We start from the raw sequence: 12,726 nt of genomic DNA, 5'->3' as shown, positions 1-12,726 counted from the left end.
CGGCGCATCGGGCGCGGGCCCTAGGCAATTGGGCCTAGCGGCCGCCCCGTTCCCGGTGGTCGGCGGGGGCGGGCGGCATGCGCGCCGCCAGCCCGGCGAGGAGCAGGTCGAGGCCGTACCGGAAGCGCGCCTCGCCGCCGTCGGCGATCATCGCGTCGACGTTGCCGCTGATGTACGGGAAACGCTCGGGCGGCAGCGACCGGAAGTAGGTGGCGACCTGGTCGACGTAGCGGTGGAAGTACGTCTCGACGGCGGGCTGGTCGGCGGCCCGCATCCTGGCGTAGTGCAGGGAGCCCTCGAAGGCGTCGCCGCTGATGTAGAGGGTGAGCCGATCGAGGGCCAGCGAGGCCTCGCGGGGCGGCATGCCCGCCTCGATGAGCAGGCCGAGCACGTACTCGGCGAGCCGGACGGCGTTGGGCCCGGTGGGGATGCCGGCGAGCGCCGCGCGGGCCACGTCGGCGTGGCCGGCCAGGACCCGGTGCATCTCCTCGGCGTAGGCGCGCAGCTGCTCCTGCCAGCGGGCGGGGTCGGGCGCGGGCAGCCGGACCTCGCCGAGCACCTGGTCGTAGATGAGCTCCAGCAGCTCGTCCTTGCCCGACACGTGCGCGTACAGCGAGGCGGGGCCGGTGCCGAGCACCTGGGCCACCCGTCGCATGCTCAGCGCGTCGAGCCCTTCGGCGTCGAGGATGGCGAGGCCCGTCTCGACGATCAGGTCCTGGCTGAGCTGGGGCCGGCGCTGCGCCTTGCGCGGGGGCGTGCGCCAGGGCGGGGGCGGTACGTCCGTGTCGCTTCCCATGCGAACAATGTACTTGACACGAACGCTGTTCGTCACTAGAACATCGTACGTCAACGAACAGTGTTCGTGCTTCGAACGACGTTTTAAGGGAGCGCCACTTTGACCACCGTCACCGCTCCGGCGACGACCCGGCAGCCGTACCGGCGGCGCTGGGCCGCGCTGGCCGTGATCCTCGCCGCCGAGGTCATGGACTTACTCGACGCGCTCGTCACCACCATCGCCGCCCCCACCATCCGGGCGGACCTGGGCGGCTCGGCCAGCCTGGTGCAGTGGCTGGGCGCCGGCTACACGCTCGCCATGGCCGTCGGCCTCATCACCGGGGGCCGCCTCGGCGACCTGTACGGCCGCAAGCGCATGTTCGTCATCGGGGCGTTCGGCTTCACGGCCACGTCCCTGCTGTGCGGCCTGGCCGTCAGCCCCGAGATGCTCGTCGGCGGGCGGGTGCTGCAGGGACTGTTCGGGGCCGTGATGATCCCGCAGGGGCTCGGCCTGATCAAGGAGATGTTCCCTCCGGAGGAGATCGGCAAGGCGTTCGGCCTGTTCGGGCCGGTCATCGCGACGTCGTCGGTGGGCGGGCCGATCCTGGCCGGGTGGCTGGTGGACGCCGACCTGTTCGGGACCGGCTGGCGCATGATCTTCCTGATCAACCTGCCGGTGGGGCTGGCGGCGGCCGTGGCCGCCATGCGGCTGCTGCCGGAGCTGCGGCTGCCGGGCGCAACCCGGCTGGACCTCATCGGCGTGCTGCTCGTCTCCGTCGCCGGATTCCTGCTCCTCTACCCGCTCATCCAGGGTCAGGAGCTCGGCTGGCCGGCCTGGACGTTCGTCTCGATGGCGGCCTCGCTCGCGGTCTTCGCCCTGTTCGGCGCGCACGAGACGCGCCGGGCGCGCTCCGGCGGCGATCCGCTGGTGACGCCCAGCCTGTTCCGGAAGCGGGCGTTCACCGGAGGACTGGTCGCCGGTCTCGCGTTCTTCTCCGGGCTGATGGGTCTGAGCCTCGTCTTCACCCTCTACACCCAGGTGGGCCTTGGCTACGGCCCGCTCAAGGCCGGCCTCACCGGCCTGCCCCAGGCCGTGGGCGGCGTCATCGGCTTCGGGCTGGCCATGTCGGGGCTGCAGGAGCGGCTCGGACGTGGCCTGCTCCAGATCGGCACCGGCGTCATGGCGACCGGCGCGGGCGTGCTCGGCCTGACGATCCACCTCGCCGGCCTCCAGGTCGGCCCGTGGCAGCTCGCCCCCGGCCTGGCCCTCGTCGGCATCGGGATGGGGCTGACCATGGCGCCGTTCTTCGACATCGTGCTCGCCGGGGTGGATCCGCACGAGTCCGGCTCGGCGTCCGGCACGCTGACCGCGATGCAGCAGCTCGGCGCGGCCCTCGGCACCGCGCTGCTGGGCACGCTCTTCTTCGACCTGCTCGACCGCCGGTGGGGCTTCGGCTCGGCCATGCAGGCGACGGTCTGGGTCGAGATCGGGCTGCTGGCCCTCACCTTCGGCCTGTCGTTCCTGCTGCCGCGCCGCGCCCTGCCCGCCCACTGACCCGGCGGCCGTGCCTCAGGTGGTGTGCCGTTCGGCCCAGCGGGTGAGGTCACGCCGCTCGATCGCGGCGGCCATCAGGTCGGGGAACGCGTCCGGCGTGCACGCGAACGCGGGCACGCCCAGCGCGGCCAGCGCGGCTGCGTTGTCGTGGTCGTAGGACGGCGCCCCCTCGTCGGACAGGGCCAGCAGCACGATCACCTGGACCCCGGCCTGGGTCAGCGCCGCCACCCGGCGCAGCAGCTCCTCGCGCACCCCGCCCTCGAACAGGTCGCTGATCAGGACGAGGACGGCGCCGGCAGGCCGGGTGATCAGGCCCTCGGCGTAGGCGACGGCCCGGTTGATGTCGGTGCCGCCGCCGAGCTGGGTGCCGAACAGCAGCTCCACCGGGTCGTGCAGCCGGTCGGTCAGGTCCGCCACGGCCGTGTCGAACACCACCAGCGACGTCCTGAGCGACCGGATCGACGCCAGCGCCGCCCCGAACACCCCCGCGTACACCACCGAGGCGGCCATCGAGCCGCTCTGGTCGACGCACAGCACCACCTCGCGCGGCACGGCCCGCTCCCTGCGGGCGTAGCCGACCAGCCGCGACGGCACCACGGTCGCCCGCGCGGGCAGGTAGTGGCGCAGGTTGGCCCTGATCGTCCGGTCCCAGTCGATGTCGGCCGCCCGCTTCGGCCGGCGGGTCCTGGCCGAGCGGTCGAGCGCGCCGGCGACCGCGGCGCGCGTCCGGTGGGCGAGCCTGCGTTCGAGCTCGTCGACCACCGAACGCACCACGGCCCTGGCCGGCTCGCGGGCCCGGTCGGGCATCAGCCGGTTGAGCGACAGCAGCGTGCCGACCAGGTGCACGTCGGGTCGCACGGCCTCCAGCATCTCCGGTTCGAGCAGCAGCCTGGTGAGGTCGAGCCGGTCGATCGCGTCGCGTTGCAGCACCTGCACGACGGTGGCCGGGAAGCAGTCCCTGATGTCGCCCAGCCACCGCGCCACCCTGGGCGCCGACGCGCCCAGCCCGCCCTCGCGGTCGTAGAGGGCGCCGAGAGCGCCGTCCACGCGCGCGTCCGCGCCGCTCAGCCCCACACCGGTCCCGTCGGCCGCCCCGCCGCCCAGCACCAGCCGCCACCTGCGCAGCCGCTCCGCGTTCTGGTCATCCATCCGCGCGCCCCCCTTCCCGGCCGAGGATCGCCAGCACGGTGGCCACCGCCCCTGCGGCCCGCCGCTCGTCCACGTCGTGTCCGTCCTCGCCCCGCCCCGGCCGCCCGGCCGCGCGCACGCGCTCGCCGATGGCCCTGCGTTCCGGCGCGGCGAAGCCACCGAACGTCCGGCGCAGCAACGGCAGCACCTCGGTGAACCGGTCGGCGGGCAACCGGGTCAGCCAGCCGTCGACCAGGCCGAGCAACCGCGCGTCGTGCACGAGCAGCAACCCGCCGCCCGACAGGAACCCCTCGACCCACGCCGCCGCCCTGGCCGGCGGATGGCCGGGCGACATCGCCCGTGACATGCGGTCGGCCACGTCTCCCAGCTCGTCCGCGTCGAACAGGATCCGCGTGACCCGGCCCTCGATCAGCCCGTGCAGCCCTGGCCGGTCGCTCAGGCCGCGCAGCGTCTCCATCCACCTCCCCCTGGCGCCCGGCCCGTCCTCCCCCGAGGCGGCCGGAGAGCCGTCCCCCGAGGCGAGCGGAGAGCCGTCCCCCGATGCGGCCGGCGGGTCGTCCCCCGATGCGGCCGGCGGGTCGTCCAGCAGGGCGACCGCCGCGTGCACGGCGTCCACGCGGGTGAGCAGGGCCGCCGCCGCGTCGTCGTCGAGGCCCGTCACCGCCACCGGCAGCCCGACGCAGATCCGCTCCAGCATCGAGCGCACGATCACGGCCAGCCCCCGCTCCGACGTGCCGCGCACGTCGCCGTAGCGGTGGGCGCGGACCATCGCCGGCAACGCCGCCATCAGATGGACGACGTCGGTGTCGACGGCCGCCTTGGCCGACAGCGCCGCCAGCACGTCCGGCAACGCCTCCGGCAGCTCGGCCAGCAGGCACCGCTCGACCAGCGCCGTCAGGTCGGCCAGCGCGACGGGTGCGGCGGCGGCCAGGTCGCGGGCCCGCCGCGCGGCGGCGCCCGCCACCGTGACGCCGAGGGCGGCGGCCTCGACGAGCGCGAGGTCGTACTCGGGCCGCCAGCGCAGCGTCCACGTCTCCCTGAACGTGCCGGCGCCACGCGACCCGCCCGGCGTGCCCCAGTCGACGCCGAGCAGCCGCAGGCGGTGCAGCAGGCGGCTGCGTTCGAGGTCGAGCGGTTTGCGCAGGTCGAGGGTCAGCTCACGGTCGAGCGCCTCCGGCCGGAGCCTGAGCCGGCGCTGCAGCCGGCGCAGGTCGCGCTGGAGCGGCACCATGGGCGTGCCGTCGCTCACCCGCCCGAGCCGGTCGCCGACGACCATGCGGCCGTGGACCAGCTCGACCAGGACGTCGTCGCCCTCGCACAGCACCGCCCGGACGGCGTCGGTGACCTCGCCGAGCCCGGCCAGCGGCCGACCGCGCAGCGTCGCCAGGCCGTGCGCGAGCCGCACCGCCTCGATGACGTGCGCGGAGGAGACGGCCAGGCCCTCCTCGCGGAGCAGCGCCGCCGCGCCGGCCAGCCACCGCTCCACGGGCCGGTCGGTGACGGTGAACAGGTGGTGGTACCAGCCCGGCGCGCCGATGCCCGCGCCGTAGCCGCTCCACCAGGCCAGCCGTTCGTACGTCCAGGGCACCCAGGTCAGCTCGGCCCGCACCCGGGGAAGGCCGCGCAGCAGCGCGTCGTCCGCCTTGGCGGGGGGCAGCGGCCCGGTCAGCGCGGGGACGTGCCAGGCGCCGCAGACGACCGCGATCCGCTCGTGGCCCTGCCGGATCGCGGCGCGCAGGGTCCTGCGCATGTACGCCTCGCGGCGCGCCTCCCGCTCGTCGGGCGTGTGGCCCTCACGCACGGCGGCCATGGCCTCGGCGATGACCTCGAACGGCGTGTCTCCGCGGTGTTCGACGACGTCCTCCCACCAGCGTTCGGGGTCGTCGTAGCCGCCGGCCGCGGCCAGTGCGCCGATGGGGTCGAGGTGCGCCCGCGCCGGCTCGCCCTCCGGCGAGCGGTCCGGTGCGCCCTCCGGTGAGTGGTCCGGTGCGCCCACCGGCGAGCGGTCCGCCAGGGAGTGGGCCGCGGGCAGGTCGCAGAAGCGCACGGGGACGCCGTGGGCGGTGCCGTACAGGATGGCCTGCCATTCCGGCGAGAACCCGGCGAACGGCCAGAACGCCGCGTCGGACGGGCTGCCCGGCACGTGCGCGAGCAGCGCGACCGGCGGCTCCAGCTCGGGGGCGAGCCCCACCAGCCCGTCGGCCTCCGGAGGGCCCTCCACCAGGATCATGTCGGGACGCAGCCGCCGCAGCTCCTCCCGCACGGCCCGAGCCGACCCCGGCCCGTGATGCCGCACCCCCAGCACGGACACACCGCTCACCCCGCACCACCTCCCGGCGAACACGCACACCCTCCCGGCACGGGCACGCCGCTCACCCTGTGCCCGTCCTCGGCCGTGCCCGGCCGAGGCTTCCCGTCGCCCGCTCGCGCCGCGCCCGAGCGCGTCCGTTCCGCCTTCTCATGACACCTCGCGGCAGGCGCGGTAGAAGTCGCGCCAGCCCGGACGCTCGCGCACGACCGTCTCCAGGTATTCGCGCCACGCCACCCGGTCGGACACCGGCTCCTGCACCACGGCGCCGACGATCCCGGCGGCCACGTCGGCCGCGCGCAGCACGCCGTCGCCGAAGTGGGCCGCGAGCGCGACGCCGCCGGTGAGCACCGAGATCGCCTCGGCGGTGGACAGGGTGCCGCTGGGCGACTTGACCTTGGTGCGTCCGTCCTCGGTGACACCGGCGCGCAGCTCGCGGAAGACCGTCACCACCCGGCGGATCTCCTCCATGCCGGTGCCCACCTCGGGCAGGTCGAGGGAACGGCCGAGCTGGGCGACGCGCCGCGCGACGATGTCCACCTCCTCCTCGGCCGTGGCGGGCACGGGCAGCACCACCGTGTTGAAGCGGCGGCGCAGCGCGCTGGACAGCTCGTTGACGCCCCGGTCACGGTCGTTGGCGGTGGCGATCAGGTTGAAGCCGCGCTGCGCCTGCACCTCGCGGCCCAGCTCGGGGATGGGGAGCGTCTTCTCCGACAGCAGGGTGATCAGGGCGTCCTGCACGTCGGACGGCATCCGGGTGAGCTCCTCCACCCGGGCCACGCGGCCCTCGGCCATCGCCCGCATCACCGGCGACGGGGTCAGCGCGTCGAGGGACGGGCCCTCGGCCAGCAGCCGGGCGTAGTTCCAGCCGTAGCGGACGGCTTCCTCGGCGGTGCCGGCCGTGCCCTGGACGAGCAGCGTCGAGTCGCCGCTGATGGCGGCGGCCAGGTGCTCGGACAGCCACGTCTTGGCCGTGCCCGGCACGCCGAGGAGCAGCAGCGCCCGGTCGGTGGCGAGCGTGGCGACGGCCACCTCGACGAGGCGGCGGGCGCCCACGTACTTGGGGGTGATGCGCCCGCCGTCGCCCAGGACGTAGGTGGTGACGGCCCACGGCGACAGCCGCCAGCCGGGTGGCCGCCGCCGGTCGTCCTCCTTGGCGAGCACGGCCAGCTCCTCGGCGTACTGGTCTTCGGCGTGCGGGCGCAGCACGGTCATCGCAGTTCCTCCAACATGTCGGCCCGGAACCGCAGTACGGCGGCGACCTGCTGCACGGCCGGCTCCGGTGAGTAGTGGCCGGCGGCCTCGCCGAGCGCCGGGTCGATGCGTTCGGCGGCCAGCCTGGTCAGCTCGCCGAGGTTCCACGGCTGGGTGCCCGCCACCTTGACGATCTTGGCGAGCACGGCGGTCGCCAGCCCTTCGCGCCAGTGCGGCGACACCCCGCCCAACACCATGATCAGCTGGCTGTCGACGTCGTGCCGGTGCACGAACGCGGCCGCGAGCTCCTGCTGCTCGTCGGGGCCCAGCACGCCGAGCAGGTCGGCGATCGGGTCCCAGGCGAACATCGCCCGCGCCCACTCCGGGTCGCGCTGCAGCACGGCCGCGCGCACCCAGCCGGCCTTCACCTCGGCGTCCCACGCTGGGACGCGCATCGCGAGCAGCAGCTCCGGCGGGTGCCCCCAGACGGTCAGCGGAGCGCGGGCGACGAGCTGCTGCAGCCACCAGGCACGCTCGCCGGTGCCGCGCGGCGGCTTGGCCCGGACACCGTCACGCTCCATCTCCTGGTCGCAGGCGTGCGGGGCCTCCACGGTGAGCACCCCGGCCTCGACGGTGAAGCACGCGGCGGCGCGCGCCGCCATCCGCCCGGCCAGGCGGGAGGCGGGCAGCCGGGCGAGCAGATTGGCGGCCTGCTGGCGCACCTCGCGCCTGCGGTCGTCGAGGGCCCGCTCCAGGAACGGCTCGTCGGCCATGGACAGGCCGTCGGCCAGCACCTCCACGAACTCCGCCCGATCGCCGGGAGTCTCCTCCTCCCAGGTGCTCTCCAGCAGCAGCCTCGCCGCCTCGGGGTCGGACGCCCTGAGCCTGCGCAGGTGGGCCCGGCGGTCGGCCGCGCCGCCCAGCTCCCACGTCTCTCCGGTGGGCTCCTCGAGCAGGTAGGCCCAGGCGGGGTTGAGTCCGGCCAGCCACCGGCCGCGCCGCCCGGCGAGCACGCCGAGGTGGGCGCGGATCGACATGTCGCGGGCGCCCCGGTCGAGCAGGCCGGGCAGCGCGCAGGGGGGCACCCGGCGGCCGGTGCCGGCCGCCGCGGCGAGCCATTCGGGCAGCAGCCGCTCGTGCTCGCCGCCCATGATCCGTGCCAGCCGCTCCCCCGCCCGCCGGCTCACCGCCGTCTGCTCCTCCTCGGGCGACGGCTCCGGCGGCTCGCCGTCGTGCCGCGGGCCGCGGCCGGCGCGCCGCCGCGCGACCTCCACCGCCGCGTCGGCCAGCAACTCTCCCGGGTAGGGCCTGCGGTCGGTGCCCACCAGGGCCGTCGAGGCCAGCTCCGCCCAGCTCACACGACCACCACCGTGTCGTCGTCCCACGTGGTCAGCGGGCGCAGCCCCCGCGGGGTCCACTCGGCGGCGACCGTGACGGGCCGCCCTCCGGACACGGCGAGCAACCGCCACGGGTCGCGCGCCCGGGGGTGCAGGGGGAACCCGCCGAGGGTCGTCCGGGTGGGCACGACGTCCGCCAGCACGAGCGGCCACGAGTCGATCCAGGGATCGCCCGCCAGGGCCCGCGCCACCTCGTCCATGGCCTCCTCCGGCGACACCCCCGGCGGAGCGCCACCGGGGGCGCCGCCGGCGACTCCCTCCCCCGCCGCCGGGCGCTCCCGTGCCGCTGGGTCCACCCGGGCAGTCGCGTCCGCCTGGACCGAACCGTCCACCCGGCCAGCCGGGTCCGCGTGGGCCGCCGTGAGGTCGTACGAGGCCGTCGTGGAGCGGCCGATCGCGGTGTCGCCGGTGTCGTCATGGCCGGGCCCTGCCGTCACGCGGGGGGCGGGGTCGCGGGTCGCGACCAGGGCGCGGAGGGGGGCGGCGCCCGGGTAGAAGGCCAGATCGGCGTCGACGGCGGTGCCCGTCACGAGGGAGTCGTCGAGCTGCCGGCCGGACGGGGCGAACGTCAGGATCAGGGCCGCCCGCCCCGTGGCGTGGCCGCGCAGCCACACCCGGCGGGCCGTCAGCCGGTCGTGTGTCTCGTCGCGCCGCCCCAGCACGTGCCAGCGGTCGCGGACCGCCGGGCCGGCCAGCACCTCCTCGCGCGTCACCGGGAAGCCCGTCCGGATGAGCACCGTGCGGGCCAGCGGCTCGGGCAGCTCGGCGCGGCGCCGGTAGGCCACGGCCAGCAGGTGGAGCAGCGAGTATTCGGCCAGCAGGCCCGCCGGCCAGTCGTCCTCGGCGCGCACCTGGGCGAGCCGGGAGACGATGCCCGCGGCCCCGGGGGCCTGGGCGTCGACCAGCCGCCTGGCCAGGTCGGCCCAGTCGCGCTCACCGGCCGCCGCCAGGCCCTGGCGCACCTGGTCGGCCAGCCACCGCTCCAGCTCGGCCAGGCCCGCCGCCACCCGCGCATGCCGCACCGACACGGCCTTGCGCGCGGGGGCGGGGGCGGGCTCCTGATCGGGGCCCAACCGTTCGATCACTTGATGCACACTAGCCACGCCGGCCGACATTTCGCGCCTCCACGGAGCGCTCCGTAGACTCCTCCCGTGGAGCTGACGATCTATCCGGACGGCCCGGCGGGCGAGGTGGCCGACGAGCGCGAGGCCCTGGCCAGGGCCGGTGAGCTGCGGGGGCAGCTGGTCCTCGACGGCACCCGCTTCCTGCGGCGCGACGTGACCGGCGCCCCCGTCGCGTTCGTGGAACGCCCGCCCGTGGCCCGCGCGCTCGACCTGCTCCCCCACCCGGAGGGCGGCTGGTACAGGGAGACGTGGCGGGCCCCGGCCTCGTTCACGCCGGACGGCTATCCCGGTCCGCGGGCCAGCGCCACCGGCATCTACTTCCTGCTGCAGCCCGGCGAGGAGTCGATCCCGCACCGGGTCCGCTCGGACGAGGTCTGGCTGTGGCACCGCGGCGGCCCGCTGTCTCTCACGGTCGACGGTGCGACGATCATCCTGGGGCCGGCGGTCGAGGAGGGTCAGGTGCCGCAGGCCGTGGTGCCGGGCGGCGCCTGGCAGTCGGCCCGCCCCGCCGCGGCCGAGGCCGTCCTGGTGAGCTGCGTCGTGTCGCCGGGCTTCGACTTCGCCGACTTCACGACCTGACGCGACGGCGCCGCCGCGCGCGTGTTCCCGGCCCGCACGGGCAAGGGCGGCGTCACAGGTCCCGGCGGGGTTCGGGCGCCTCCCGCACGCGGCCGGCGGTCGGCGCCGATGCGCCACCCGTGGACGATGGCCGCCGGTCGATGACCGCGACTTGACCCGCCCCGTACCCGCGGCCGACCGTAGGCCGCGGCGGCGCGGGGAAGGCCAACGGGCATGGGGCGACTGCCCACCTACCAGCCGATGCTCGCGCAGCTCGGCGCCCTGCCGCCACCCGCGCAGCACCACCTGTGGAGTGCGGAGATGAAGTGGGACGGCGTGCGCGGCCTGGCGTACGCCGAGGCGGGGGCGCTGCGGCTGATGTCGCGCAACGGCAGGGACGTGACGCTCGCCTACCCGGAGCTGTACCCGATGGCCGGCGCGCTCCACGGGCACGACGCGGTGCTCGACGGGGAGATCGTCGCCTTCGACGACGCCGGCCGGCTCAGCTTCGGCGCGCTCGCGCCCCGCATGCACCAGCGCAATCCCGCGAAGGTGGCCGAGCTGGTCAGGGCGGTGCCCGTCACGTACATGATCTTCGACGTGCTGCACGTGGACGACCGCAGCGTCGTCCGGCTCCCCTACGACGAGCGGCGCGAGCTGCTGGAGGACCTGGTGAGGCCGGGTTTCCGCTGGCAGCTTCCGGTGGCGTTCGGCGGTGACCCGCGGGCGGCGCTGGACGCCAGCCGGGCGCTCGGCCTGGAGGGCGTGGTGGTCAAGCGGCGCGAGTCGCCGTACCGGCCGGGCCGGCGCAGCGCGGACTGGACGAAGGTGAAGAACTTCTCCCACCTGGAGGTGGTCGTCGGCGGGTGGAAGCCGGGAGCCGGGCGGCGGTCGGGCCGGATCGGGTCGCTGCTGCTGGGCGGCCACGACGCGGAGGGCCGGCTGGTGTACGTGGGCCACGTCGGCACGGGCTTCACCGACGCCATGCTCACGGCCCTGCACGAGCAGCTGGCCCCGCTGGAGCGCCCCGGCTCGCCGTTCGCGGTCCCGGTGCCCCGGGAGTTCGCCCGTGACGCGCACTGGGTGGAGCCCCGGCTGGTGGGCGAGGTGCGGTACGCCGAGGTGACGGGTGACAGGCGGCTGCGCCACCCCTCGTGGCGCGGCCTGCGCCCCGACCTGTCGCCCGAGGAGGTCCGGGCCCCCGACGTGGCCCTCGGACGGGCGGCCGGCGAGGGGGCCTAGGACCGAAGGGGGCTTAGGACCAAAGGCGGACCCTGAGCCCGAGGCGCGCCGGCACCGGCGCCCGTAGCGTCGTGGTTCATGACGTATCTGGTGACAGGAGCGACCGGGAAGGCCGGTCGGCACGTGGTGGACCATCTGCTGCGGGCGGGGGTGCCGGTCCGGGCGCTGACCCGGAACGCCGGCAGGGCGGACCTGCCGGAAGAGGTGGAGGTGGTCGAGGGCGACCTGACCGATCCGGGCGGCCTCGCGCCGGCGCTGGAGGGCGTGGTCGGCCTGCATCTGCTGACCGCCGCCGGTGACGACTACGCGACGCTCCGGACCGGCCCGGAGCTGGTGGAGCTGGCGCGCCGGGCCGGGGTGCGGCGGGTCACCCTGCTGTGGAACGGCCGGCTGGGCCCCGTGGAGGAGGCGTTCGAGGACAGCGGCCTGGAGTGGACCAGGATCGAGGCCGTCGACTACATGAGCAACACCCTCGGCTGGGCGGAGTCCATCCGGACGGAGGGCATGGTGCGCGAGCCGTTCGCCGACGTGCCCACCGCGGTGGTGGACGAGGCCGACGTGGGGGCGGTGGCGGCCACCGTGCTGGTGCGGGGCGGCCACGGCGGCAGGTCGTACTCGGTGACGGGGCCGCAGCGGCTCACCGCCCGGCAGCGGCTCGCCGCGATCGCCGAGGCGACGGGCCGGAAGCTCGGTTTCGAGGAACTGACGGTGGAGCAGGCCCGCGCGCGCTGGCGGGCGGTCGGGCACAGCGAGGAAGTGATCGAGATCCTGGTCTCCTGGCACGCGAACCCGCCCGCCGCCGCGGCCACGGTCGTGCCCACGGTCCGGGAGATCACCGGGCGGGAGCCGGGCACGTTCGCCGCGTGGGTGGCCCGCCATGCCGAGCTCTTCGCGCCGGAGGGGGCGGCTCAGAAGGGGGCGGCCGGACCGCGGTAAGGGAGGGGCTGGCTGTAGACGACGCTGGTCGTGGTGCTGCCGAACGCGGCCAGCGCGTCGATCACCTGCTCCAGGTGGGGCATCGAGGTGGCGGCCACCTTGAGCGTGTAGCAGTCGTCGCCGGTGGTGCGCAGGCATTCGAGGATCTCCGGCCGCTCGCCCAGCAGCCGGTGCAGCGGCTCGTGCTTGTTGCCCGGATACTTGAGCCGCACCACGGCCAGCACCGCCAGCCCGACCTTGGCCAGGTCGACGTCCGCACGGTAGCCGGTGATGACGCCGAGCGCCTCCAGCCGCCTGACGCGCTCGGTGGTGGCGGAGGCGCCGAGGTTGACCCGCCGCCCCAGCTCGGCGAACGGCAGGCGGCCGTCGCGCTGCAGCTCGGCGATGATCGCCCAGTCGGTCGGATCGAGAGCCTCGGTCATTCGCCTATTTTACCGTGGATTCCCCGGCCATCCATGGCTTCTGCCGGTGGATCACCCTTCCGGCGCC

General features: G+C 75.5%; 11 protein-coding genes. 4 read left to right on the top strand and 7 right to left on the bottom strand.

Annotated elements, in window-relative coordinates; translation table 11 throughout:
• Positions 1-34: 34 nt before the first annotated feature.
• Positions 35-796: a TetR/AcrR family transcriptional regulator C-terminal domain-containing protein gene (locus tag CXR44_RS09620; protein WP_101784712.1), complete on the bottom strand. Its 762-nt coding sequence runs from the start codon at positions 794-796 to the stop codon at positions 35-37.
• A gap of 99 nt (positions 797-895) precedes the next feature.
• Here CXR44_RS09620 and CXR44_RS09615 point away from each other — a divergent pair, with 99 nt between their 5' ends.
• Entirely contained in the window at positions 896-2,329 is a 1,434-nt protein-coding gene (locus CXR44_RS09615) for a DHA2 family efflux MFS transporter permease subunit (protein WP_144069911.1), read from the top strand.
• A gap of 15 nt (positions 2,330-2,344) precedes the next feature.
• Here CXR44_RS09615 and CXR44_RS09610 read toward each other — a convergent pair whose 3' ends face one another.
• The 5 genes from CXR44_RS09610 to CXR44_RS40745 all read right to left on the bottom strand — a co-directional run bounded on the left by CXR44_RS09610 (position 2,345) and on the right by CXR44_RS40745 (position 9,462).
• Positions 2,345-3,478, bottom strand: a complete 1,134-nt coding sequence (locus CXR44_RS09610) for a VWA domain-containing protein (RefSeq protein ID WP_101784711.1) — start codon at positions 3,476-3,478, stop codon at positions 2,345-2,347.
• Positions 3,471-5,798: a DUF5682 family protein gene (locus CXR44_RS09605; RefSeq protein WP_101784710.1), complete on the bottom strand. Its 2,328-nt coding sequence runs from the start codon at positions 5,796-5,798 to the stop codon at positions 3,471-3,473. The genes CXR44_RS09610 and CXR44_RS09605 overlap by 8 nt, the downstream gene beginning before the upstream one ends.
• A gap of 138 nt (positions 5,799-5,936) precedes the next feature.
• Positions 5,937-7,001, bottom strand: a complete 1,065-nt coding sequence (locus CXR44_RS09600; protein WP_101784709.1) for an ATP-binding protein — start codon at positions 6,999-7,001, stop codon at positions 5,937-5,939.
• Positions 6,998-8,338, bottom strand: coding sequence for a DUF5691 domain-containing protein (locus CXR44_RS09595; protein WP_245899019.1), 1,341 nt, complete (start codon positions 8,336-8,338; stop codon positions 6,998-7,000). Before CXR44_RS09595 ends, CXR44_RS09600 begins: the two co-directional genes overlap by 4 nt.
• On the bottom strand, positions 8,335-9,462 hold the full coding sequence (locus tag CXR44_RS40745) for an SWIM zinc finger family protein (protein ID WP_180903281.1): 1,128 nt from the start codon (positions 9,460-9,462) through the stop codon (positions 8,335-8,337). Before CXR44_RS40745 ends, CXR44_RS09595 begins: the two co-directional genes overlap by 4 nt.
• 66 nt (positions 9,463-9,528) lie before the next feature.
• On the opposite strand from CXR44_RS40745, the gene CXR44_RS09580 reads away from it, so the two are divergent.
• The 3 genes from CXR44_RS09580 to CXR44_RS09570 all read left to right on the top strand — a co-directional run bounded on the left by CXR44_RS09580 (position 9,529) and on the right by CXR44_RS09570 (position 12,237).
• A complete protein-coding gene (locus CXR44_RS09580) occupies positions 9,529-10,080 on the top strand; it encodes a cupin domain-containing protein (protein ID WP_219601719.1) in 552 nt (183 codons plus the stop codon).
• A 213-nt stretch (positions 10,081-10,293) separates the two neighbouring features.
• Positions 10,294-11,301, top strand: a complete 1,008-nt coding sequence (gene ligD, locus CXR44_RS09575) for a non-homologous end-joining DNA ligase (protein WP_101784708.1) — start codon at positions 10,294-10,296, stop codon at positions 11,299-11,301.
• Positions 11,302-11,379: 78 nt separating this feature from the next.
• A complete protein-coding gene (locus tag CXR44_RS09570) occupies positions 11,380-12,237 on the top strand; it encodes an NmrA family NAD(P)-binding protein (protein ID WP_101784707.1) in 858 nt (285 codons plus the stop codon).
• Here CXR44_RS09570 and CXR44_RS09565 read toward each other — a convergent pair.
• Entirely contained in the window at positions 12,210-12,659 is a 450-nt protein-coding gene (locus CXR44_RS09565; protein WP_101784706.1) for an Lrp/AsnC family transcriptional regulator, read from the bottom strand. The two genes, CXR44_RS09570 and CXR44_RS09565, sit on opposite strands and share 28 nt — an antisense overlap.
• Positions 12,660-12,726: the final 67 nt, after the last annotated feature.

This window comes from Nonomuraea indica (assembly GCF_002850745.1).
Classification (GTDB): Bacteria; Actinomycetota; Actinomycetes; order Streptosporangiales; family Streptosporangiaceae; genus Nonomuraea; species Nonomuraea indica.
The sequence above is the reverse complement of the archived record's forward strand: the minus strand, read 5'-3'. Positions and strand labels throughout refer to the sequence as shown.

What these genes read in the sequence shown, in the direction of transcription:
- CXR44_RS09620 (WP_101784712.1), bottom strand. Translation starts at nt 796, where the DNA reads ATGGGAAGCGACACGGACGTACCGCCCCCGCCCTGGCGCACGCCCCCG.
- CXR44_RS09610 (WP_101784711.1), bottom strand. Translation starts at nt 3,478, where the DNA reads ATGGATGACCAGAACGCGGAGCGGCTGCGCAGGTGGCGGCTGGTGCTG.
- CXR44_RS09600 (WP_101784709.1), bottom strand. Translation starts at nt 7,001, where the DNA reads ATGACCGTGCTGCGCCCGCACGCCGAAGACCAGTACGCCGAGGAGCTG.
- ligD (WP_101784708.1), top strand. Translation starts at nt 10,294, where the DNA reads ATGGGGCGACTGCCCACCTACCAGCCGATGCTCGCGCAGCTCGGCGCC.
- CXR44_RS09570 (WP_101784707.1), top strand. Translation starts at nt 11,380, where the DNA reads ATGACGTATCTGGTGACAGGAGCGACCGGGAAGGCCGGTCGGCACGTG.
- CXR44_RS09565 (WP_101784706.1), bottom strand. Translation starts at nt 12,659, where the DNA reads ATGACCGAGGCTCTCGATCCGACCGACTGGGCGATCATCGCCGAGCTG.